This is a genomic window from Parasphingorhabdus sp., assembly GCF_965233695.1.
Taxonomy (GTDB): Bacteria; Pseudomonadota; Alphaproteobacteria; order Sphingomonadales; family Sphingomonadaceae; genus Parasphingorhabdus.
This window is the reverse complement of sequence record NZ_OZ247497.1, coordinates 528725-551943: the sequence shown is the minus strand read 5'-3', so window position 1 is coordinate 551943 and position 23219 is coordinate 528725. Positions and strand designations below refer to the sequence as shown.

Below are 23219 nucleotides of genomic sequence, written 5' to 3'. Positions count from 1 at the left end.
GCCGGCAGCTTTGCTATTTCGCGATGCCGCTTGCCGCCAGGACCGCCAAGGTTACCAGCTCGGAAGCGGTCGAGGCCATGGTGGCGATCTGCACCGACTTATCCAGTCCGACAAGCATCGGCCCGATCACCGCATCGCCGCCCAGTTCGCGGAGCAACTTGGCCGACAGATTCGCCGATTGCAGACCCGGCATGACCAGCACATTGGCCGTGCCGGACAAGCGGCTAAACGGATAATTGGCCATGAGTTTCGGGTTCAGCGCGACATCGGGTGCCATCTCGCCTTCATATTCGAAATTGACCCGGCGCGAATCCAATGTGGCAACGGCTTCGCGGATATTTTCAAGCCAGCGGCCTGCAGGATTGCCAAAGGTCGAATAGCTTAGGAAAGCAACGCGTGGCTCATGCCCCATTTTCCGAGCGACAGCAGCGGTTTGTTCGGCAATGTCGGCCAGTTCTTCGGCGGAAGGCCGTTCATTGACCGTTGTATCGGCCATAAACACCGTGTGGCTTTGTCCGACCATCACGTGAATACCAAAGGCGGTGCGGCCTTTTTCGACATCAATGACTTTGGCGACATCCTTGAATGTCTGTGAATAAGGCCGGGTCACGCCGGTGATCATGGCATCGCCCTGATCCATCGCCAGCAAGGCCGAGCCAAAGATATTGCGGTCCTGATTGACCATGCGTTTGATATCGCGCTCCATATGGCCTTTGCGGTGCAGGCGTTCATAGAGCATGCTGACCATATCGGGGACCAGCGGGCTGTTGCGGGAGTTATGGATTTCAAAGCGATCCGGATCACTGACACCCAGTTCCTGAAGCTTTTCGCGTACGCGGTCGTCTCGGCCAACCAGCACCGGCGTGCCATAGCCGCCATCCTGAAACTGGATCGCCGCGCGCAGCACAACATCTTCTTCCGCTTCGGCAAAAATGACCCGTTTCGGTGACAGGCGGGACGTTTCATAAGCCTGCGTGAGCACCGATGTGGTCGGGTTGAGCCGTGCTTTCAGGCTCTGGCGATAGGCATCGAGATCTTCAATCGGCTTTTGGGCGACGCCGCTGTCCATCGCCGCTTTGGCAACAGCAGCCGAGACCACATCCATCAAACGCGGATCAAAGGGCGCGGGAATGATATAATCAACGCCAAAATTTGGCGCTTGTCCGCCATAGGCGGCAGCGACTTCTTCGGGCACCTGTTCGCGGGCGAGTTCCGCAATGGCGTAGGCAGCCGCGACTTTCATTTCTTCATTGATACGGGTTGCCCGAACATCCAGCGCACCGCGGAAAATAAACGGGAAGCCGAGAACATTGTTCACCTGATTGGGATAGTCCGACCGTCCGGTGGCAACAATCGCATCGGGCCGAGCCGCCTTGGCATCGGGCGGGGTGATTTCGGGGTCGGGATTGGCCATCGCAAAGATAATCGGCTTGTCGGCCATATCCTTGACCATTTCCGGTTGCAGCGCGCCAGCAGCCGAGAGGCCAAGGAACACATCTGCGCCCTTCAGCGCATCGGTCAGGTCCCGCGCATCGGTATCAATCGCATGGGCGGATTTCCACTGGTCAACATTGTCGCGACCGCGATAGATGACGCCGCTGCGGTCACACATGGTCAGATTATCATGCGGCACGCCGAGTGATTTGATCAGCGAGGCACAGGCGATGGCTGCTGCCCCTGCGCCGTTTACGACGACCTTGATATCTTTGACATCACGGTTGGTCAGCAGGCAGGCATTGATGATGCCGGCTGCCGCGATAATCGCGGTGCCATGCTGGTCATCGTGAAACACGGGTATGTTCATCTGGTCGCGCAAGGTTTGCTCGATGATGAAACAGGCCGGCGCGCCTATATCTTCCAGATTAATGCCGCCGAAGCTCGGTTCCATGATGCGCACCGCGTTGATGAAGGCATCGGTGTCTTCGGTGTCCAGTTCGATATCGATAGAATCGACATCGGCAAAGCGTTTGAACAATACGGCCTTGCCTTCCATCACCGGCTTGGACGCGAGCGCGCCCAGATTGCCGAGCCCCAAAATGGCGGTACCGTTGGAAATCACCGCCACCAGATTGCCCTTGGCGGTATAGTCATATGCTTTGGAAGGATCGTCGGCGATCGCACGGACCGGAACGGCGACACCGGGAGAATAAGCGAGGCTCAGATCCCGCTGCGTGGCCATCGGTTTTGATGCCACAATCTCGATTTTGCCAGGACGTCCGTGGGAATGGAATAATAATGCTTCGCGCTCAGAAAATTCTACGTTGCTCTTGTTTTTGTCGGCCAAATTATCTCTCCGTGATTCAGATTTTGGCATCCCCTGCCAACGTGCTGCGCGTCCCTAATCGTGCCTACTCCGATTGCTATGGTTTGAGCAAGTGTTGCTTCATGAGGCGTTCGTCTATTTGCAGTGCACAGGTTTCTGATACGCGGCCTTTTCTGAACGACGGGTCTGGGCTATCGCATCCTCATGGCAACGCGGACTCAGCATAAACCGGACAAGAAAAAAGCAACGGCTGCGAAAGCCGGTGCCGATGCCAAACGCACGCCGATGATGGAGCAATATTTTGCGCTGAAGGAAAAGGCGCAGGATTGCCTGCTTTTCTATCGGATGGGCGACTTTTTCGAGTTGTTTTTTGACGATGCCAAACTGGCCTCTGCTGCGCTTGATATCGCGCTGACCTCGCGCGGGAAAAATGCTGGCGAGCAAATCCCGATGTGCGGCGTACCGGTCCATGCGGCCGAAAGCTATCTGGCGAAACTGATCCGCGCCGGGTTCAAGGTCGCGATTGCCGAGCAAACCGAAACGCCGGCCGAGGCGAAGGCGCGCGGCGGATATAAAGCATTGGTCGCGCGGGATATCATCCGGTTTGTTACCGCCGGCACGCTGACCGAAGACACGCTGCTCGATGCGCGGTCGGACAATATGCTGGTCGCGGTGGCCGAGGTGCAGGGGCAAATTGGTATTGCGGCGAGCGACATTTCGACCGGCGATTTTGAACTGCTTCAAATTTCCGAAGATGCACTGACCGCCGAATTGTCGCGGATTGCGCCGTCGGAGATTATCTGCAGCCCGTCACTGGCGGCGCGGCTGGAGGCGGCGACGGAGTGGCCAAAAGAGGATTTTGACAGTCAGAAGGCCGAGCGCAAACTCAAGGCGCTATTCGGGGTTTCGACACTCGACGGCTTTGGCGATTTTGCACGCAGCGAACTGGCGGCCGCTGGCGGGCTGATTGCCTATATCGAACATGCAGCGCAAGGCGACACGCCGTTTCTGAAACCACCGGTGCAGCGCCATGCGGGCGAATATCTGCTGATCGACGGCGCGACCCGCGCGAGCCTTGAAATTGAGCGGACCATGGCGGGCGAACGCAAGGGCAGCTTGCTGGGCAATATTGACCGCACGGTCACGCCGGGAGGCGCGCGCCTGCTGGGCCGCGATCTGGCAGCTCCCCTATTTGATGAGGCGAAAATCAACCTGCGCCTGGGCGTGGTCCAGTGGTTTTACGACGCCCCGGCCATTCGTGATACCGTGCGCGATGCGTTAAAGGCCATGCCGGATATCAGCCGCGCCTTGGGCCGGATTTCGGCGGGACGGGGCAGTCCGCGGGATGTCGGTCAGATACGCGATGGTCTCAGCGGCGCGCGCCTGTTGCGCGAGCGGCTGGCGCTCGACATGGCGCTGCCCGATATGATGAACGCGCTGCTGCCAGCGCTTGATGGTCATGCCGCGATGGTCGATCTGCTGGAACGCGCGCTCGTCGAAACGCCGCCGACCGAGATGGGCAACGGCGGTTATATTGCCGCGGGCTATGATCCCGCGCTCGACGAATTGCGCAGCGCCGGTTCCGATGGCCGCAAGGCGATTGCGACACTGGAAGCGCGCTATCGCGAGGCGACCGGGATCAATACGCTGAAGATCAAGCATAATGCGGTGCTCGGTTATTTTGTCGAAGTGCCAGCGCGCCATGGCGACAGTTTGATGGCCGAGGATTCCGGTTTTACCCATCGCCAGACATTGGCGGGCGTGGTGCGGTTCAATTCGACCGAGCTGCATGAAGAAGCGGTCCGCGTGACGCAGGCCGGTGCCCATGCGCTTGCCGCGGAAGCGGCCCATTTTGAAGAGCTGGTCGACAAGATACTCGAGCGTAAGGATCTGATTGCGATGAGCGCCGACGCGCTGGCGCGGATTGATGTGGCATCGGCCTTGGCAGAACGCGCGGTCGAGGGCCAATGGTGCCGTCCCGAATTTACCCATGGCAATGTGCTCGATATCCAAGCGGGCCGCCATCCGGTGGTCGAGGCAGCGCTCAGCGCTTCCGGCGATCCCTTTGTCGCCAATGACTGCGCCTTGTCGAATGATGAGCGGCTCTGGCTGGTATCTGGCCCGAATATGGGCGGTAAATCGACATTCCTGCGGCAAAATGCGCTGATCGTGATCCTGGCGCAGGCGGGCGGCTTTGTGCCTGCCGCTTCGGCTAAGCTCAGCCTGGTCGACCGGCTGTTCAGCCGCGTCGGAGCGTCCGACAATCTGGCGCAGGGCCGATCAACCTTCATGGTCGAGATGGTCGAAACCGCGACAATCCTGAGTCAGGCGACGGACAAGAGCTTTGTCATTCTTGACGAGGTCGGCAGGGGTACATCGACCTATGACGGTCTCGCGCTGGCATGGGCGGTGGTTGAGGCCGTGCATGAAACCAACCAGTGCCGCTGCCTGTTCGCGACCCATTATCACGAATTGACCCGGTTGGCAGACCGGCTTGACGCGATGTCGCTGCACCACGTGCGGGCGCGCGAATGGAAGGGCGATCTGGTCCTGCTCCACGAACTTGCCAAGGGCCCAGCGGATCGCAGCTATGGTCTGGCGGTGGCAAAGCTCGCCGGAATCCCCAAACCGGTATTGAAACGCGCCAAGTCTGTGCTCGACAAGCTGGAGGCGGGCAAGGCGGAAACCGGTGGTCTCGCTGCCGGTCTCGGCGACCTGCCTTTATTTGCGGCAAGCCTTGCCGAAGACGATGCGAAAACCGATATGCTGAGGGACGCACTCCGGGAACTGGACATAGATGCCTTGAGCCCCCGCGATGCGCTCGATCAACTTTATGCGCTGAAATCGGTGCTGGAACAGGAAGAATAATGAACCGCTGGATCATCATCGTCATGTCTGCGCTGCTTTTGGCCGGCGGTGCCTATGTCTATAGCTCCCGCAGTGCCAATGCCGAACCGTTGGAAGTCGGCGCGGTCGCGCCGGATTTTGAAACCACCGGTGCGCTGGCAGGCAAGCCGTTCAAGGTCAGCCTGTCGGAAAAGCTGAAAAAAGGGCCGGTCGTGCTCTATTTCTTTCCCAAGGCGTTTACACAGGGCTGCACGATCGAGGCCAATATGTTCGCCGAAGCAACCCCCGATTTTGAAGCGGCTGGGGCGACAGTTATCGGCATGTCCGGGGATAGCATGGAAGAGCTGACCAAATTTTCGGTCGAGGAATGCCGCGACAAATTTGCCGTGGCGCGGGCCGATGACAGGGTGATGGATGGCTATCAGGTGCGCATGGAACCGACATTGGCACTGACCAACCGGACTAGCTATGTGATTGATCAGGATAGTAAAATTGCTCTGGTTCACAGTGCGCAGGACCCCCGGGGCCATGTCAAAATGACGCTGGAGAAGGTGAAACAAATGGCCCGCGCGCGGATAGCCGCTCCCCCCGAAAATTGATAAACATGTTGCAATTGCCGTAAAGCTGGATTGAAAGACGGCATGACTGAAGAAGCAACCAATCACGCGCCCGATCCTGCGATGCTGGCCAAGGCTGAAACCCTAACCGAGGCTCTGCCTTATTTGCAGCGCTATGCCGGCAAGACATTTGTCATCAAATATGGTGGCCATGCGATGGGTGATCCGGCGCTGGCGCGCAATTTTGCCGAAGATGTGGTGTTGTTGAAAGCGGTGGGCATCAATCCTGTCGTTGTCCATGGCGGCGGCCCGCAAATTGGTGCGATGCTGGAACGGGTTGGCGTCGAGAGTAAATTTGTCGATGGTCTGCGCGTCACGACCAAGGAAACCGCTGAGATTGCGGAAATGGTCCTCTCTGGCGCGATCAACAAGGAATTGGTGAGCTGGATCGAACGGGCTGGCGGCAGCGCGATCGGTATTTCCGGCAAGGATGGCGGTTTCGTCAAGGCGGCCAAGCTGCGCCGTACTGCGCGCGATCCCGACAGCAATATCGAGCGGATTATTGACCTGGGCTTTGTCGGCGAACCGAAACGCGTCGATCGCAGCATCGTCGATACGATTTCAACTGCTGGCATGATCCCGGTTATCGCGCCCATTGGTGTGGGCGATGATGGCCATACCTATAATATCAACGCGGACACTATGGCAGGCGCCGTTGCTGCGGCACTCAGAGCATCGCGGCTGTTCTTGCTGACGGATGTTGCCGGCGTGCTGGACAAGAAAGGCGATCTGCTAACCGACCTGTTTCCGGCCGAGATCAAGCGCCTTCAGGAGGATGGCACAATATCGGGCGGGATGATTCCCAAGCTCGAAACCTGCGTGAACGCGGTGGTGAAGGGCGTGGACGCGGCGGTGGTGCTGGACGGCCGCGTACCGCATGCGATGCTGCTGGAAATCTTCACCAGCAAGGGCGCGGGAACGCTTATTCGGGACGATTTTGAAACGGTTGATTAATTGTCAAACTGTATTATATTGATGATACACTAATTTTTGGCATAGATTGCTTGGCATTGCGCGCCACTATCGTTTAATGGCCATCATGAGATAAAAAGGTTCCGTCCATGTTTTACGCCTTGTTTCAGATTATCAGCATTTTGTTGAACGTCGCGATTACAGTCATCATCGTGCAAGCGATAATGAGCTGGTTGCTCGCGTTTAACGTGATCAACCTGCAAAATGATATCGCACGGGCGATCTGGACGACATTGGACGCGCTGACAGCCCCGATTTACCGCCCTGTCCGCCGTATCATGCCCGATTTCGGATCGATTGATCTGACGCCGATGGTGGTCATTATCGGTATCATCATCCTGCAGGATGCCATTCTTCCACCGCTCGGCGCGGCGCTCATACCGGTTTTATGACCAAGAGCGGGGCGGCGATAATTGACGGCAAAGCCTTTGCCGCTGGTCTAAGGGAACGCATCAAGGCCGCAGTCCCGAAATTTCAGGAACAAACCGGCCGCGCGCCGGGGCTCGCCGTGGTGCTGGTCGGCGATGATGCCGCGAGTCAGGTCTATGTCGCATCCAAGCATAAAGCGACCTTGGCCGCCGGCATGGAAAGCTTTGAACACCGCCTGCCAGCCGACACAAAACAGGAAGACCTGATCGCGCTGGTCGAGCAGCTCAATGCGGACGAGGCGGTAGACGGGATATTGGTGCAATTACCTCTCCCCGGTCATCTTGATGAAAAAGCCGTCGTTATGGCGATTGACCCGGACAAGGATGTTGATGGCCTGCATGTTATCAATGCGGGACGGCTTGCCAATGGCGAGGAAGCCCTGACGCCATGTACACCACTGGGCAGCCTGATGCTGCTCAAGGATCAATTGGGTGATCTTTCGGGCCTGAACGCCGTGGTTGTCGGGCGCTCGATTCTTGTCGGCAAACCGATGGCGCAGCTGCTGCTTTCGGAAAATTGCACGGTGACCATGGCGCATAGCCGTACCCGTGATTTGCCGGATGTCGTGCGCCGCGCGGATATCGTGGTCGCTGCTGTCGGCCGGGCCGAGATGGTCAAGGGTGACTGGCTGAAAGACGGCGCGGTGGTGATCGACGTCGGGATCAACCGGCTCGCACCGGAAGCGGGAAAGGAAAAAGGCCGTCTGGTCGGCGATGTCGCCACGGCGGAAGCGATGGACCATGTTCGCGCCATTACCCCGGTGCCCGGCGGGGTTGGGCCAATGACCATTGCTGTGCTATTGCGCAACACATTGGTCGCCGCATCAATGCGCGCCGGTCTCGCTAAGCCTGAAGGATTATAGTCTATGAAGCGGTTATTGGCAGCGTTCGGAATGGCTTTGATATTGGCGAGCTGCGCCAGCAACGGTCGGCCCAATGACCGCGAGCGGTTTTTGCGGGCCGCAGGCAATCCGGTCGCTAACCCCAGCGATATTGTGAAAGCAGAACTGGCCTTTGCCCGGCTGGCCCGGGAAAAGGGTCAATGGACCGCCTTTCGTGAAACCGCTGCTGCCGACGCTATCATGCTGACGCCAGAATTGGTCAGCGCACAAGTCTGGTTGAAGGATAAAACGGACCCGCCGCAGGCGACCGAGTGGCAGGCGCACAAGATTTACATGTCCTGCGATGGCAGCATGGGCGTAGCGACCGGCGCCTGGCAAGGAGCCAAAGGCGGCACCGGTTATTTCACGACCATCTGGGAAAAACAGGATGCAGAGAGCCGGCGTCAGCGCGGCAAGGATGTCGAGTGGAAATGGATATTCGATCATGGCGTGCCGCTCGACAAGCCGTTGGCCGAACCGGATTTCGTCACCACACGCGTCGCGACCTGCTCCAAGGATGCGCTGCCGGTGATACCTATCGGTCCGAGCGGCGAGAAAAACAAATCCGGTTTTTCAGCCGATCGCACGATGTATTGGAGCGCGCAAAGCTCTGCTGACAAATCCCGCTCGATAATTGTCCGCATGTGGAATGGCGTCGAATGGGAAGATGTCGTATTTGATGACGTGGCTGCGCCAGCCGAATGACCGAGCTGTTCATTTCTGCCTTCATCACCTTTTTCGTGGTGATTGACCCGCCGGGCTGTTCCCCGATCTATGCCAGCCTGACCGGTAACGCGTCGGCTAAACAGCGCCGGATCATGGCGATCCGCGCGGTGGTTGTTGCTGCCATTATTTTGGCGGTTTTTGCCGCTTTTGGTGAGCAATTGCTGGGCGCTTTGGGGATCAGCCTCGACAGTTTCCGCATTGCGGGCGGGATCATGCTGTTCATCATCGCGCTGGAAATGGTGTTCGAAAAACGCACCCAGCGTCGCGAAGACCGCGCGCAGGATATTATTGACCAGCCGGAAATCGAGGATGTCTCGATATTCCCGATGGCGATGCCGATGATTGCCGGTCCAGGATCAATAGCCGCGGTCATGTTGCTGATGGCGCGACATGAAGGCCTGGAAAGCACTTTGGTGATCCTGGGCGCTCTTGGCGCCGTGCTGCTGCTTACGTTGCTAGGCCTGTTGCTCGCGGGTCCGATGATGCGGATATTGGGCCACAAGGTGGAGCAAGTGATTACGCGTGTGCTTGGCGTGCTGCTTGGCGCGCTGGCGGTGCAATTTGTCGTCGATGGGCTGAGAGCCAGCTTCTAGAGCGTCCGCGCTTCCTCAATCAGCATGACCGGCACACCTGATTTAATCGGATAGGCCACACCAGCGGCCTCGCTGATCAGTTCTTGTGCCTCTGCATCATAGACCAGCGGCGTCCGCGTCATCGGACAAACCAATATATCCAGCAATTCGGTGTCGAACGTGCCTGCGTTCTGGTCGCGCATTGCCTCGGTCACTGCAGGGTCACGCGTCCCTCGTCGCCATCCTGCCGCCCGAAAAATTCGAGCAGCTGGATAATCAGCTCCGCACGGTTCGAGAGGCCGTCAATCTCCAGCAAGGCCTGTTTGGATGCCGCATCAAACGGGGCGATTTGGGCAATGCCGTTGACAAACGATGTGTCATCCAGCCGGCCGATGCTGTCCCAATCGACCTGATAGCCCTGAAGTTCCGCAAATTTGCGCGACTCAATTTCCAGTGCAGCCCGTTCGGCGCTGGCCAGAACTTCATCCTGCTCGGCATTTTCCTCGATCTCTGCGCGAACCTGCCGAAATGCGGTGGATGCATCAATCTCCTCGATAATCCGGAACCGTGATACGCCTTCCAGCACGATATTGAACCGTCCGTCGTCCATGGCTTCGATGTCGATGATCTTGCCGACACAGCCGACATCAAACAATTCGGGAATGTCACCCGCCGTTTTCGGCTGGACCATGCCGATCCGCCGGTCCCGTGCCATCGCATCGTTAATCAGCGCGCGGTAACGTTCCTCAAAAATATGCAGCGGCAAATGCATGCCCGGAAACAGCAATGCTCCGGACAGAGGGAAGATCGAGATGCGTTTCGTTTCGGCCATATCTATCCGAACAATATCGCGGAAAGCTTGCGCCTTGTGGCAGAGACCCACTCGTCTTCCAGACCGACGACCTCGAACAGCGAGAGCAGTTTTGCTCGCGCTGCACCGTCGTTCCACTCTTTATCGGCGGCAATGATGGTCAGCAGATGGTCCGCGGCACCATCATGATCGCCCGAAGCAATCATCGCGCTGGCCAGATCAAACCGTGCCTGATGATTCTTTGGATCGGCAGCAACGGCAGCACGCAAGGCTTCCGTTTCACCGTCATCCGGTTTGTCCTTTGCCAATGCCAATGCAGATCCAGCGCGCTCAATGGCAGGGTCGCTGGCCATGGCCTCTGGCACGCCGGCGAGCGCTGCTTCAGCCTCGGGCAAATGGCCGGCCAGCACCAGGGCGCGAACCAGACCGCCAACAGCCTCGGCATTGTCTGGAGCCATGTCGGCTATCTGGGCAAATATGCCCGCCGCCCGTTCTCCGTCCCCCTGCGCGAGGACGTCTTCACCCATGGCGAGCAGTGGAGCAATATCCTGCTTGGGTTCTTCGCTGCCCGCACCGATGGGGAGTTTTTCCAGCAGCTGGTCCAGAATCTGCCCCAACTGGCTCTCGGTACGTGCCGAGGTCAGATCGGCAACCGGCTTGCCTTGAAAAATCGCATAGACGGTCGGGATCGACTGCACCTGAAATTGCGATGCGATGAACTTGTTCTCGTCGACATTAATCTTGGCAAGTTTCACGCCCTTGTCAGCATAGGTCGCGGCGACTTTTTCGAGCACAGGGGTCAGCGCCTTGCACGGCCCGCACCATTCAGCCCAGAAATCCAGGATGACCAGATTGTTCATGCTGGGGGCGACCACGGCCTGTTGAAATTCTTCAACCGCCTTTTGTTCGTCCACTGTTAGTCCTGCTGTTGCCAATTGTTGCTCCTGTATCTTATTTGTCTGTTGCCACGCATAAAGCCATTTCTGGCGGGAATCGGGCAACGTTTTCTTGTTTCTGTGCGCTTTATGTGGGGTCGGACCCAGCAAAGCCAAGCATATTTTTACTTTTCATCCCCATGGATATGAAAATGGGGCTTGCCGGACCCAATAACCCATGCTAACCGCGCGCCTCACCTGCTGATGACGATACCCATGTCACAGCCGCCGAGCGGGCGTAGCTCAGGGGTAGAGCACAACCTTGCCAAGGTTGGGGTCGAGAGTTCGAATCTCTTCGCCCGCTCCAGTTTTTATGAAAATCTCAAATAACATTGCCGTTACGGCATCGCGGACTTGGTCCGGTCGATCGCTGGAGATGAGCGGAAAGCTAGTATTTTTGCGGTTGACGGCGGAGTGCCGTCCGATTTAATCAAGCAGTTAAATCGAATTATCTGGAGAGGCCGCATGAGCATAACCGTCGATAAACAGGGCGATATAGCCTTGATCACCATGGATGATGGCAAGGCCAACGCCGTCAATTTTGATCTGATGGAAGCACTGAACGATGCGCTCGATCAAGCGGAATCGGATGCCAAGGCGATCGTACTGGCGGGGCGCGAGGGGCGGTTTTCCGGTGGCTTCGATCTCAAGGCGATGGCGAATTTCAAGCCGGACGATGCGGTGCGGTTGCTCGACCGCGCCAGTGAGCTGCTGCTGCGTTTCTATGGCGGACCTCTGCCTGTCGTGGGGGCCTGTACGGGCCATGCCATTGCGATGGGCACGTTCCTGTTGCTGGCCTGCGATACGCGCATCGGGGCGGAGGGCGATTTCAAGCTGGGTGCCAATGAATCGGCAACGGGCATGAAATTGCCTGTCTTTGCGCTGGAACTGGCGCGCGACCGGCTGAGCGCCAGCCACCTTACCCGGGCGATGATTCAGGCCTATATCTATCACCCGAAAGGCGCGGTCGAGGCGGGCTATCTTGATATGCTGACAGCGCCGGAAAAAGTGGTCGATCAAGCGCTTGCGATAGCCGGTCAATTGGCGGGCCTGTCGACCAAGGCCTATGCCTATCAAAAATCCGCGCTGCGCAAGCCGACGCTGGATGCGATCCGCGCGAGTATCGGCAATCATCCCAACATGTGAGGCACAGCAAAGAATAATATCGGTATTGCGGGCATTTGCCCCTAACCAGCCAGATATTCGTCCAGAGTCATGTGCAGGCGCCTGATTCGCGCTTCCTGATAATTGCCCAATGATTGCGCGCCTTTTCTGGACGCCTTTGCGCCGTCCCTTTGCATCGCCAGATTATCGGTATCCTGATCGAGTATCTCGGCGAGCGCAAAGCCCGGTACGCTCGTATAGCTGTCCTTTATGTCCAGTTTGATCGGCTTGGCGGGGGCAGGACGATCGCCATTTTCAGGCAATGGCTGCAGCACCAGTATTTCGTGCAGGCACCTATCCACATCAATCGGCCGGAACCGATAGCACAGACGGATATTGATGCCGGGGAAGAAGAACATGTTGGGGAACAGGAAATATTCGAGGCTGTCCAGCATTTCGCTGGTCGAAACCTCGGACAGATCCACGTTAAATTCTTTGCCATATTCCTCGCGCAGCATCTCCGCATGAACGGCCCTGGCCGAAGCGCCCTCGGGCAGATCGGCGGGATCGCGGCCCAGTTTTTCGAATAATTTGGCTTCGCTGACCGGCTGTTTCAGATGCGGGCTTGGCACACCGACAGCATGCATGAAGCGGCTGACATTCTTGCCGAAAATATCATATTGCGCATTGGCGTCGGCGGCATTGTAAATGGCCTGGCTATGGGTTTCGAGCACATGATAGGCCTCCAGAAAAGCCTCCATCGCCATTTTCCAGTTGGCCGGCAGCACTTTTTGCGTATGAAGCGCGACATAACGGTCATCCATCGGCCATTGCTGGAAATGATCCGGGATGATTTCGAGATAATCGGATAGCGGCGGCGCATTGTCATCCATATTGATAAAGACAAAGCCGCCCCATGTGTCGCAGCGCACGGCGGTCAGCCCGAAATTATCCTCGTTGAGATGGGGGAAGTCCCAGCGGCAGGGAATTTCCTTCAAGCTGCCATCGAGATGAAAGGTCATTCCGTGAAACGGGCAACGGATATGGGGGCGTTTGGCGCTGCTGCTGCCCTCTGTCGCAAATTGCATCCCGCGATGGGGGCAGCTGTTGACGAAGGCGCGAATTTCATTGTCATCGCCGCGCACGACCAGAATCGAATAGGGCCCCACATCATAGACATGCCGGTTGCCGGGTTCGGGAATATGCTCCTCGCGGCAGGCCCATTGCCAGGTCCGGTTCCACATATGCTCTATTTCGCGCCGGGCGAAATCTTCGCTGATATAGCGGTCAAAGCCGATATCCTCGTCGCCGAGAAATTCATATTGCTCGGTCCGCATCGCGGCGGGCGGATGATCGCCATCGGCGTCCATAATATCCTGCATCGACGGACCGGGGCAGCGCGCCTCGCCCGGGGCCAGATTGGGATCGGATGGTTTGGTCAGATCATGGGGCATTGCTGGCTCCTGACAGGCGGCGTTTTGCTGCGGCTTAGACATTTGACCGTCGCACAAAGAGCCGCGCGCTCCTGTTCTTTTCGGTGATAGTAAAGGGCCCGGCGCTCAGGTAAATTGACCATATCGATAGCAGGAGGCAGGCAATGGCAGCAGAGGCAGGACATGTTCCTGACATGGCGGAATTGGCGGATCGCGCGGCGATTTCCGAAATTCTCGCGTTACATTGCCGCGGTGTGGACCGGGCGGATGAAGCGGCGCTGAGATCCTGCTACTGGCCCGACGCGACCACCGCCTATGGCGAAGCGGCGGTCCCGGCGCATGCCTTTTGCAGCCAGCTTGCGGAAGCCATCAAGGCCTATGCGCGCACCCATCATATGGTGACCAACAGCCTTTTCGTTTTTGATGGAGACCGCGCACAGGTTGAAACCATGTTGCTCGCTTTCCACTACAGGGAAAGCGCCGAGGGCGATGACAGCGAAATGACCTATCTGGGGCGCTATCTCGATGATTTCGAAAAGCGCGGCAATGTCTGGAAAATCAAACATCGCGAACCGGTGATGAGCTGGAGCCAGAACAGCCCGGCCACCCATGATGCGGCCCACCCGGCCCTGTCGGCGCTGCGCCGCGCTGGGCGCTACCCTGATGATCCGATATATGAGCAAGCCGTCACCCGCGCGTCATCCTGAGCCGAAGGTAGGGCGAGGCGGGCCGGGTCCGGATGGCGGCGATTAAAAGAACCACCGCCAGATCGAAACTATGAACAAGGCGCGCAACCTGATCTGGCTCAGGGGTCCTTGCTGTTATTGTCCTCACTGAACAGGAACCGCTCAATCTGCCTTTTCAATCTTTCCTCTGCGGATCCCGCGCTGGAAAAATAGGGCGGCTCAAACTTGGCTTCGAGGCAGCTGCCGTGAAAATAGGTCCCCATAGTGAATTCGGGCATATTCGGGAAACCTATTTCGACAGTTTTCATATCGGACTCCGGGATTACGCCTTCGCAAATCGAGCAGATAAATCCACCTTCAACCGGTATCTCGGATATTTGAGATTCATAAGGAGTGGCAGGGTCCAGACGTTGCATGAGATCGTCGACCACTGCGTTCCAGGCCTGACCCTCTTCTTCGTGCCAAAGGTCTGCCAGCTCGGAAGCCGCTATTAAACGGGCAGCGGCTGTTCGCGCCAGGGTGAGCATATCTGCGGAAGGCTCGCCAAAGTTCGAGAGCAAATCCGGCGCTTCCTCTGGTAAATCTGTCGCGGGTCTTCCAAGCATGCCCGCCCAAAGATCTGCCGCAGCCAGTGCCTCGCAGGCCAAATCCGCATCTATATAATCTGGCAAACCGGACACTATGGCATCTATCGGCCGTTTCAGATCATCCATCGATGCAATTTCGGAAACAAAGTCCAGAGCGGTATCGTTGCTGAAATTTCCCGGGTTCCAAGCCCCCATAACATCTCTCCCAATTGTCGAAAGACATTAGCCCAAGACTGTTAAAACATTCTCTATCAAACACAAAATCGGGCTTTTCAGACGAAGTACCCACAACGCTAGTGTCCGCTTTGGGCGCAAAAGCGGACATTAGGATTTGATTTACAAAACTAGAAGACCATAGTGTTTTTTGTGTCTCGCTTGATAGGAGACACTACTTGAGGCTGATTGATCAATGAAGACAAAACTCTCGACTTCCTTGCTTCTCATCGCTGGCATATCGGGTTGCTCAGAGCCAAATATATGTGACGCGCAGGTTGTTGACGTCTACTTTCTCAACTTTTCTGGTGAACAAGTTTCAATGCATTTAGGTGACCGGAAGCTTGTAGATGAAAAGCTACAAATACCTGAAGATGAGACAGTTGGAATCTCGAAATTTTTGACTTTGCAAAATGATTGTAGCTCGAAATTGCAACTTTCCATTCAAGGAGAAGGGGCACGATTTGACGGCCTCATTCCAAATAGGACAAAGACTATCTACATTGATCCAATCGGATCAAAAGTGATTGAATTTTCAGTCTATGAGGCGGCCTTAGATTGATTTCGGTAGTGTCCGCTTTCGGGATATTGCTGACTTTCCCTGTACAGCAGCGACTTTCCAAATCCCCTCTTTCCTACATTGTACCATATAGGTTATATCATGGACTTTCCATAACCGATGAGAGAAAGCATGATGACCGAGCTATCCCCCAAGCAATTAGACATTGAAACATTGAACGCACCTGCACCGCGCTGGACACCGGAGAAACAGGGCAGGTTTCTCGAGGCCCTCGCGCGCTCTGGGTCGGTTAAATCAGCGGCGGCTTTTGTGGGGATGAGCCGGGAGAGTGCGCATCGGTTGAGGCGTCGCGATGAGGGGCGCGCCTTTTCGCGGGCGTGGGATGCGGCGCTTATTCATGCGCGGGATCTTTATGCAGAAGAAGTGCTGGAGAAAGGGCTGAATGGCTGGGCCGAGCCTGTCTGGTATCATGGCGAGGAAGTGGGGGAGCGGCAACGTTTTTCTGTGCCCTTGTTGCTCGCGGCACTCGCGCGGCTGGATGCCAAGGCGGATGAATGTGATCTGGCGGGCAATCCGGCGCGCGCGGCTGCAGCGGAGTTTGAGGAGATGGTCGAGGCGATCAGCCAGGGCAGGGATTGTAGCGAGATGCTGGAGAAGCAGGATCAGGCGGGGCAACCGGCAGCGTCGTCCCCTTTTACAGGATTCGACAATGGAGAGCTGCTGCAACGGCTGCGCGAAAAACAGGAACGGGAAAAAATTGCCGCCACCGCTCCGGAAGATATCGACATATCCGATCTTGATCCCGACGAAGCGGCTGACTGGGACGATCTGCAATGGGAGCGCGCGATGCGCAGCAATATGAGCGATGATCCCGATTTCTGGACACGGACCCGGGCGAGTGAAGCTGCGGCGGGTATTGTCCATGAGGATGACGAGATGTTTGAAGGCTTTATGCCAGGCGAAGACATGCCCGCATCGGCGGCACAGGCACTTCCGCTTCAGGGGGTGTGACCCCGTGTGACCCTGGATGGATCGATGAACTTAGCCCGCCATCGTCCGCGGCCGGGCCTGGCGATAGGAACCGAGCAGGCGGACGCTGTTGCAATGGAAATTCAATTCCTCCAGCGCCCGGTCCACCGCCGGATCGCCGGGTGCGCCCTCGATATCGGCATAGAATTTCGATGCGGAGAAGCTGCTGCCCTCCTGATAGCTTTCCAGCTTGGTCATGTTGACGCCATTGGTCGCAAAACCGCCCATCGCCTTGTAGAGCGCGGCGGGCACGTTTTTGACCTCGAAGATAAAGGTCGTCATCGTCGGGCCATTGGCTTCCGGGACAGTGGCCTCTGGCGCCAGCAACACAAAGCGCGTCATATTATGATCTTCATCCTCGATCGCATTGGCAATCGGTTGCAGGCCGTAAATCTGGGCAGCCAGCGGCGGCGCGATGGCGGCGGCATGCGGGTCATCATGCTGCGCGACATAGGCCGCGGCGGCGGCCGTATCGGCATAGGCGACCGGAATAATGTCATGGGCGCGCAGATAATGGCGGCACTGGCCCAGCGCTTGCGGATGGCTCATCGCTGTCTTGATCTTCGCATCGGCGGATTTGGCCATCAGACAGTGGCGAATCCGCATGAAATGTTCGGCAACAATATGCAGGCCCGATTCGGGCAGCAGGAAATGGATGTCGGCGACCCGGCCATGCAGGCTGTTTTCGATCGGAATAATCGCGCTGCCAGCCGTCCCGGTTTTGACCGCATCCAGCGCATCTTCGAACGAAAAACAGGGCAAGGTCAGGCAATCCGGCGCATATTCCATCGCGGCGAGGTGGGAATTTGCGCCCGGTGCGCCCTGAAAGGCGATCGCCTGCGCGGGCGTTTCTGCGGCGGCTTCCGCCATTTTCTTGACCATGCCCAAGGCGTTTTGCGGAAAGCTGTTCATGATGCGGCTGGATCCTGTTTCTTTTTGGCCGGGTTATTAGCGCCCGCGATTGCCGCACAAAACGGGTCGGCGCAAGACCTGATCGCTTTGTCATGCAAGGGACGCAACAATATTAGCAACTGGCCGCGCAATTGAGGTCTTGCTTTGGACCGGCGCACTTATTAGAGAAAGCCCAAAGTTTTGGCAGGTGATGCCTGCCCTTTATTCAGGGATTTGACACGAGATGGACAATAACAACACCATTGCTGGCTGGGTATTGGCAGGCGGAATTGCAGCGCTTGGCTTTTCAATCTTGAGTGGCAAATATTTCCATGCTGACAAATATGAGCGGCCGGAAACCATGGGTTATGTGATTGAAGGCGTCGAATCAGCTGACGGTGGCGCGGAAGAAATGCCGATGAGCATGATGCTCGCCAAGGCTGATATTGCCGCCGGCGAAGCGGTGTTCAAGAAATGCGTCGCCTGTCACACGGTTGACCAGGGCGGTGCCAATGGCATCGGTCCCAATCTATACAACACGTTGGGCAATGCCCACGGTCATGTTGCCGGCTTTGCCTATAGCGATGCCCTGACGTCGATCGACGGCAACTGGAATTTTGACAATATGAATGCGTGGCTGATCTCTCCGCGCAAATATGCGCCGGGCACGAAAATGACCTTTGCCGGTCTGAGCAAGCCGGAAGATCGCGCCAATGTGATCGCCTATATGAACTCAAAAGGGTCGAACCTGCCATATCCTGAGCCGCCGGCTGAGGAAGAAGCTGTCGACGCGGGTGCACCTGCCGAAGCAGAAGCGGCTGCGGCTGCCGAGCAGGTGGCAGAAGAAAGCGTGGCAGCAGACGAAGCGGCTGCTGAGGAGTAAAGGCTTGGCGGATCGAGACGGGCCGCTGGCGGCTAGCCGCAGTCGAGCCCGTAGAAATGCTGGATGATGTTCCAGGCTTCGTCGGCTGTTTCGACAAATTGGAACAGGTCGAGATCTTTGGCGCTAATCGTGCCTTCTTCGGCCAGAGCGTCAAAATCGATCACCCGATTCCAGAAATCCCTGCCGAACAGGATGATGGGAAGTGGTTCCATCTTTCCGGTTTGCACAAGGGTGAGTAGCTCAAAAAACTCGTCAAATGTGCCGAAGCCGCCGGGGAACACGGCCACGGCCCGGGCCCGCAGCAGGAAGTGCATCTTGCGCAGGGCGAAATAGTGGAACTGGAAACTGAGCGATGGGGTCACATATTCATTGGGCGCCTGCTCATGCGGCAACACGATGTTGAGGCCGATGGATTCCTTGCCGGCATCGGCCGCGCCGCGATTGGCCGCTTCCATGATGGAAGGCCCGCCGCCGGAGCAGACGACGAAATCGCGTTTGCCATTTTCCGTGATGCCGCAATCGCTGGCAATCCGGCCCAGCTCGCGCGCTTCGTTATAATATTTGGACTTCTCTTTGAGCCGCTTGGCGGTCTTCAAAGCGGCTTCGTCGGTCGCCGCCTCGATCAGCGCATCGGCCTTTCTAGGCTCAGGAATACGGGCCGAACCATACATGACGAGGGTCGAGCCAATGCCGGCTTCATCCAGCAGCATCTCGGGCTTGAGCAGCTCGAGCTGAAAACGAACAGGACGCAGCTCTTCCCGCAGCAGGAAGTCATTGTCCTGAAAAGCGAGTGTATAAGCTGGGTCTTCGGTCTGGGGAGTGCTTAGAGCCTGTTGTTTGGCGAAATCTGCTTCCTGTTTCGCACGATAGAAGCGGCGGTCGTGTAAATCTTTATTTGTCATGGTTCTGCCCTAGAGCATAGCAATGTGACTTGCCAATGAACTTAATGGTTTATCGAAAAATTTCAGGCTATCGGCAATAGCCGTTGCCACTCATATCAAAATGGAAATGATCATGATGGTCAGCATTGAAATCCGGGCTGAGTACGGTCCCGAAACGTCGACAGGCGCTTTGGTGGATGGCGCGCAGGAATTTCTTCTCCTGCCGCCCATTATTCCAGTGTTTGGTCAGCGTAATGCGCCGGCCATCGGCCAGAACAAAGCCCGACACATCAATCGCATTGGCGCGTCCATGTTCGGACAAACGATTCGAGCCTGCTACGGGGCGACAGCTATAGCTGCCCATGGTTTCGATTCTTACCAGTTCGCTGCCAAGATACTGGCGTGCAGCACGCCTCACGGCATATTCCGTCCATGCGGCAAATTTGTTCGCCAATTCACATCTCACCGGGCCGAGGTTTGAAACTTCGGTACCGCGACCGACATCGAGCATCGTGATCGCGCCAATCTGGCTACACCCGCCGGAGAAATTCTGATTGGGCAAGGGAGAGAAACGGACACCGGCATTGCGCAACTCGCCGAAGCATTGCCGGGCGCTGGGGCTTGGGTTGATCGGGCTAGAGCCGCCTGTTGGTCGCTTGCTATCTGGTATACCGCAGGCACCAAGAGTCAGCGACAGAAACCCCAAATACAAAAAGTTACGCGCAACAGGCGCTTGAACACATGGCTTTTTCATAAAAACTGCTTGACGAAGCGATCCTAACTGACGGCTGAAGATAGTGGTATATACCGGTTTTTCGGCTGAAGAGGATAGTCTTTGCGACAAATGGAATTTTTCTTTCCCACTATCCGATTCGTGCCACCCCAAAAATGCCGATTTGATAGAAGCTTGGATATTGACGCTTGACTTGCTGCGCTGCAACAACCATTGCGGCGACGGGCCACGCGGTCCCAACGCCGCGCGAGCTCTCTGTAAGGAGAAGCATACATGACTGATACTGTGTTACCGCAACCCGAGTTGCGTCCAAATTGCCCGAATTTTTCTTCGGGCCCTACCGCCAAATTTCCTGGCTGGTCTCTCGACAAAATAAATACCGTGGCCATGGGTCGCTCTCATCGCTCTGCGACAGGCAAGGGCCGGCTGAAATATGCTATCGACCTCAGCCGCGAGCTACTCGGCATTCCCAACGACTATCTCATCGGCATTGTTCCTGCGTCCGATACGGGTGCGGTTGAACTGGCAATGTGGAATATGCTCGGCGCGCGTCCGGTGACGGTTGCGGCTTGGGAGAGCTTCGGCAATGTCTGGATCCAGGATGCTGTAAAACAGCTGAAACCTGCCGACCTGACGGTCCTTGAAGCCGACTATGGTGACATTCCAGACCTGACCCAGATCGACAAGGGTGATGATATTGTCTTCACCTGGAACGGTACGACATCAGGCGCGAAAATTCCGAACACCGACTGGATCGCGGACGACCGCGAAGGTGTTACGATCAATGATGCGACCAGCGCTGTATTTGCGCAGCCGATGGATTGGGCTAAGCTCGATGCCACCACTTATAGCTGGCAAAAAGTCATGGGATCGGAAGCAGGCCACGGCATGTTGATCCTTAGCCCGCGCGCTGTTGAACGTATCGAAAGCTATAGCCCGAACTGGCCGCTCCCGAAAATCTTCCGCGTCAAGAAGGGCGATAAACTGAACCGCGCGATCTTTGAAGGTGCGACGATTAACACGCCGTCCCTGCTGGCGACCGAAGATTATATCGCGTCCCTGGAATGGGCCAAATCTATTGGCGGTTTGCCAGAACTGCACGCCAGAGCAGACCGCAATGCAAAGATTGTCCATGACTGGATTGAAGCAACGCCGTGGCTGCGCAATATGGTCGGCGATCCTGCGAAATGGACCAATACCGGTGTCTGCATGATGTTCCAAGGCGATTGGTATGATGGCTTGAGCGACGATGACAAAGCCGCCGTGCCCAAGAAAATCGCTGGCATGCTCGAAAAAATGGATATCGCGTATGACTTTAACGGTTACCGCGATGCACCGCCGTCTTTACGTATCTGGTGTGGTTCAACCGTTGAGGAAGAAGACGTCCGCCGTCTGCTGCCCTGGATTGAATGGGCCTTTGCGCAGGTTAAAGCCGAGATTTAAAACGATAGCCCTCTCCCCTTGAGGGGAGGGGGTTGGGAGAGGGGCAGACCCCCTCATCATTTCTAACATATAAGGGCCGGGAGATGGTCACCCCCCTCTCCCCGGCCCTCTCCCCTCAAGGGGAGAGGGAGACACACATGCCAAAAGTACTTATTTCTGACAAAATGGACCCAAAAGCCGCGGAAATTTTCCGTGAACGCGGTGTTGAGGTGGACGAAATTACCGGTCAGACGCCCGAAGAGCTGATGAAAATCATCGGCGACTATGATGGTCTTGCCATCCGGTCCTCAACCACCGTCACATCCGAATTGTTGGATGCTGCCACCAATCTTAAGGTCGTTGGCCGCGCGGGCATCGGTGTCGACAATGTCGATATTCCTGCCGCATCGGCCAAAGGGGTGGTGGTGATGAACACGCCCTTCGGTAACAGCATCACGACAGCAGAACATGCCATTGCGATGATGTTCGCGCTGGCGCGCCAGCTTCCTTCTGCTGATGCCTCTACCCAGGCCGGCAAATGGGAGAAATCCAAATTTATGGGTGTCGAGCTGACCAGCAAAACGCTCGGTTTGATCGGCGCTGGTAATATCGGTTCGATTGTTGCTGAACGGGCCATTGGTCTGCGCATGAAGGTGGTTGCATATGATCCATTCCTGACCGCAGAACGTGCGGTTGAGATCGGGGTTGAGAAAGTGACGCTGGACGAGCTGCTCGCCCGCGCTGATTTCATTACCATGCACACGCCATTGACGGACCAGACGCGGAATATCTTGTCTGTTGACGCGCTCGCCAAAACCAAGCGGGGTGTTCGGATTATCAACTGTGCCCGCGGCGGTTTGATTGACGAAGCGGCCTTGAAAGATGCGCTGGAATCCGGACAAGTGGCTGGTGCGGCGCTTGATGTCTATGCGCAAGAACCTGCCAAGGAAAATCCGCTCTTTGGCACGCCAAATCTGATTTGTACGCCACATCTGGGCGCTTCCACCAGTGAGGCACAGGTCAATGTTGCCATTCAGGTGGCTGAGCAAATGGCGGATTATCTGGTGAATGGCGGCGTAGAAAATGCGCTTAACATGCCGAGCCTTTCTGCAGAGCAGGCGCCGAAGCTGAAACCCTATATGACGCTTGCAAATCAGCTAGGTTCCTTAATTGGCCAACTGTCCAGCAGTTCGCTTAAGGGCATTTCGGTTGAAGTTGAAGGCGCGGCAGCCGAGCTCGACCCGAAACCCATCACTGCTGCAGTTCTTGCTGGATTGATGGCAGCCTATAGTGATTCCGTGAATATGGTGAACGCGCCCTATTTGGCCAAAGAGCGCGGTCTGGATGTTCGTGAAGTGCGGCATGACCGCGAAGGCGACTATCACACATTGGTCCGCGTATCCGTCACCACCGATGAAGGCGAAAAATCAGTCGCTGGAACGCTGTTCGGTTCTTCGGGCCCGCGTCTCGTTGAGATGTTTGGCATCAAGGTTGAGGCTGATCTTGAGGGCGATATGCTTTATATCGTCAATCAGGATCAACCCGGATTCATCGGCAGCGTTGGCTCGACATTGGGCGAGGCCGGTGTCAATATCGGTACATTCCATCTGGGTCGTCGCGCGGATGCACCAGGCGGAGAAGCGGTATTGCTTCTCTCCATCGATTCGCCGGTAGAAGAGCCCGTCCTATGGGCCGTTTGCAAACTCGAAGGGGTGAAAACAGTCAAAGCCTTGCGCTTCTAGAAAATTGGCTAAAAAACCGGTGGCCTCAGCGCTTGCTTAGGCT

The 23219-nt window shown here is 56.6% G+C and carries 23 protein-coding genes and 1 tRNA gene; 15 read left to right on the top strand and 9 right to left on the bottom strand.

All coding sequences use genetic code 11. The annotated features are described in order from the left end of the window. Positions 1–13 precede the first annotated feature (13 nt). Positions 14–2284: an NADP-dependent malic enzyme gene (locus tag ACO6S1_RS02585; protein WP_422344801.1), complete on the bottom strand. Its 2271-nt coding sequence runs from the start codon at positions 2282–2284 to the stop codon at positions 14–16. A gap of 264 nt (positions 2285–2548) precedes the next feature. Here ACO6S1_RS02585 and mutS point away from each other — a divergent pair, with 264 nt between their 5' ends. The 7 genes from mutS (at position 2549) to ACO6S1_RS02550 (ending at position 9327) form a co-directional block, all read left to right on the top strand. Beyond that, a complete protein-coding gene (mutS, locus tag ACO6S1_RS02580; RefSeq protein WP_422346275.1) occupies positions 2549–5131 on the top strand; it encodes a DNA mismatch repair protein MutS in 2583 nt (860 codons plus the stop codon). Then, a complete protein-coding gene (locus ACO6S1_RS02575; RefSeq protein ID WP_422344800.1) occupies positions 5131–5709 on the top strand; it encodes a peroxiredoxin in 579 nt (192 codons plus the stop codon). The genes mutS and ACO6S1_RS02575 overlap by 1 nt, the downstream gene beginning before the upstream one ends. A gap of 42 nt (positions 5710–5751) precedes the next feature. Continuing rightward, positions 5752–6681 carry an acetylglutamate kinase gene (gene argB / locus ACO6S1_RS02570; RefSeq protein ID WP_422344799.1) on the top strand — a complete coding sequence of 310 codons (930 nt, stop codon included), beginning with the start codon at positions 5752–5754 and terminating at the stop codon, positions 6679–6681. Between the two features lie 107 nt (positions 6682–6788). After that, positions 6789–7091 carry a YggT family protein gene (locus ACO6S1_RS02565; RefSeq protein ID WP_422344798.1) on the top strand — a complete coding sequence of 101 codons (303 nt, stop codon included), beginning with the start codon at positions 6789–6791 and terminating at the stop codon, positions 7089–7091. Beyond that, positions 7088–7990 carry a bifunctional methylenetetrahydrofolate dehydrogenase/methenyltetrahydrofolate cyclohydrolase FolD gene (gene folD, locus ACO6S1_RS02560; protein ID WP_422344797.1) on the top strand — a complete coding sequence of 301 codons (903 nt, stop codon included), beginning with the start codon at positions 7088–7090 and terminating at the stop codon, positions 7988–7990. Before ACO6S1_RS02565 ends, folD begins: the two co-directional genes overlap by 4 nt. A 3-nt stretch (positions 7991–7993) precedes the next feature. Next, a complete protein-coding gene (locus ACO6S1_RS02555) occupies positions 7994–8713 on the top strand; it encodes a hypothetical protein (protein ID WP_422344796.1) in 720 nt (239 codons plus the stop codon). After that, positions 8710–9327, top strand: coding sequence for a MarC family protein (locus tag ACO6S1_RS02550; protein ID WP_422344795.1), 618 nt, complete (start codon positions 8710–8712; stop codon positions 9325–9327). The genes ACO6S1_RS02555 and ACO6S1_RS02550 overlap by 4 nt, the downstream gene beginning before the upstream one ends. Here the strand turns inward: ACO6S1_RS02550 and ACO6S1_RS02545 are convergent. Genes ACO6S1_RS02545 through ACO6S1_RS02535 form a run of 3 tightly spaced genes read right to left on the bottom strand, consistent with a single transcriptional unit; the run spans position 9324 to position 11052 of the window. Beyond that, positions 9324–9509: a Trm112 family protein gene (locus ACO6S1_RS02545; protein WP_422344794.1), complete on the bottom strand. Its 186-nt coding sequence runs from the start codon at positions 9507–9509 to the stop codon at positions 9324–9326. The genes ACO6S1_RS02550 and ACO6S1_RS02545 overlap by 4 nt on opposite strands. Before the next feature lie 8 nt (positions 9510–9517). Next, the gene (locus ACO6S1_RS02540; protein ID WP_422344793.1) at positions 9518–10138 is read right to left on the bottom strand and encodes an LON peptidase substrate-binding domain-containing protein; all 621 of its coding nucleotides are present in this window, start codon (positions 10136–10138) and stop codon (positions 9518–9520) included. 2 nt (positions 10139–10140) lie between these two features. Then, the gene (locus tag ACO6S1_RS02535) at positions 10141–11052 is read right to left on the bottom strand and encodes a tetratricopeptide repeat protein (protein ID WP_422344792.1); all 912 of its coding nucleotides are present in this window, start codon (positions 11050–11052) and stop codon (positions 10141–10143) included. A gap of 232 nt (positions 11053–11284) precedes the next feature. Here ACO6S1_RS02535 and ACO6S1_RS02530 point away from each other — a divergent pair. Further along, positions 11285–11359 (top strand) — tRNA-Gly (locus ACO6S1_RS02530). Between the two features lie 158 nt (positions 11360–11517). Beyond that, positions 11518–12198 (top strand): crotonase/enoyl-CoA hydratase family protein, encoded by a 681-nt coding sequence (locus ACO6S1_RS02525; protein WP_422344791.1) that lies wholly within the window; start codon positions 11518–11520, stop codon positions 12196–12198. A 41-nt stretch (positions 12199–12239) separates the two neighbouring features. Here ACO6S1_RS02525 and ACO6S1_RS02520 read toward each other — a convergent pair whose 3' ends face one another. Further along, positions 12240–13610, bottom strand: coding sequence for an aromatic ring-hydroxylating dioxygenase subunit alpha (locus tag ACO6S1_RS02520; RefSeq protein ID WP_422344790.1), 1371 nt, complete (start codon positions 13608–13610; stop codon positions 12240–12242). 143 nt (positions 13611–13753) lie between these two features. Here ACO6S1_RS02520 and ACO6S1_RS02515 point away from each other — a divergent pair, with 143 nt between their 5' ends. Next, the gene (locus ACO6S1_RS02515) at positions 13754–14296 is read left to right on the top strand and encodes a nuclear transport factor 2 family protein (RefSeq protein WP_422344789.1); all 543 of its coding nucleotides are present in this window, start codon (positions 13754–13756) and stop codon (positions 14294–14296) included. A gap of 98 nt (positions 14297–14394) precedes the next feature. Here the strand turns inward: ACO6S1_RS02515 and ACO6S1_RS02510 are convergent, their stop codons facing one another. After that, the gene (locus tag ACO6S1_RS02510) at positions 14395–15057 is read right to left on the bottom strand and encodes a DUF4259 domain-containing protein (protein ID WP_422344788.1); all 663 of its coding nucleotides are present in this window, start codon (positions 15055–15057) and stop codon (positions 14395–14397) included. A 214-nt stretch (positions 15058–15271) separates the two neighbouring features. Between ACO6S1_RS02510 and ACO6S1_RS02505 the strand changes: the two genes are divergently transcribed. Beyond that, positions 15272–15637, top strand: a complete 366-nt coding sequence (locus tag ACO6S1_RS02505; protein ID WP_422344787.1) for a hypothetical protein — start codon at positions 15272–15274, stop codon at positions 15635–15637. Between the two features lie 129 nt (positions 15638–15766). Continuing rightward, complete coding sequence (locus ACO6S1_RS02500; protein ID WP_422344786.1) at positions 15767–16606, top strand: hypothetical protein; 840 nt, start codon at positions 15767–15769, stop codon at positions 16604–16606. 30 nt (positions 16607–16636) lie between these two features. Here ACO6S1_RS02500 and ACO6S1_RS02495 read toward each other — a convergent pair whose 3' ends face one another. Then, on the bottom strand, positions 16637–17536 hold the full coding sequence (locus tag ACO6S1_RS02495; RefSeq protein ID WP_422344785.1) for a prephenate dehydratase: 900 nt from the start codon (positions 17534–17536) through the stop codon (positions 16637–16639). Between the two features lie 223 nt (positions 17537–17759). On the opposite strand from ACO6S1_RS02495, the gene ACO6S1_RS02490 reads away from it, so the two are divergent. Then, complete coding sequence (locus ACO6S1_RS02490) at positions 17760–18398, top strand: c-type cytochrome (protein ID WP_422344784.1); 639 nt, start codon at positions 17760–17762, stop codon at positions 18396–18398. Between the two features lie 32 nt (positions 18399–18430). Here the strand turns inward: ACO6S1_RS02490 and ACO6S1_RS02485 are convergent, their stop codons facing one another. Both ACO6S1_RS02485 and ACO6S1_RS02480 read right to left on the bottom strand, forming a co-directional pair. After that, a complete protein-coding gene (locus ACO6S1_RS02485) occupies positions 18431–19300 on the bottom strand; it encodes a TIGR00730 family Rossman fold protein (protein ID WP_422344783.1) in 870 nt (289 codons plus the stop codon). A 67-nt stretch (positions 19301–19367) separates the two neighbouring features. Further along, positions 19368–20033, bottom strand: a complete 666-nt coding sequence (locus ACO6S1_RS02480) for an extensin family protein (protein ID WP_422344782.1) — start codon at positions 20031–20033, stop codon at positions 19368–19370. Positions 20034–20285: 252 nt separating this feature from the next. Between ACO6S1_RS02480 and ACO6S1_RS02475 the strand changes: the two genes are divergently transcribed. Together ACO6S1_RS02475 and serA are read left to right on the top strand one after the other, a co-directional pair. Further along, the gene (locus ACO6S1_RS02475) at positions 20286–21455 is read left to right on the top strand and encodes a phosphoserine transaminase (RefSeq protein ID WP_422344781.1); all 1170 of its coding nucleotides are present in this window, start codon (positions 20286–20288) and stop codon (positions 21453–21455) included. A gap of 137 nt (positions 21456–21592) precedes the next feature. After that, entirely contained in the window at positions 21593–23176 is a 1584-nt protein-coding gene (gene serA / locus ACO6S1_RS02470) for a phosphoglycerate dehydrogenase (RefSeq protein WP_422344780.1), read from the top strand. Positions 23177–23219: the final 43 nt, after the last annotated feature.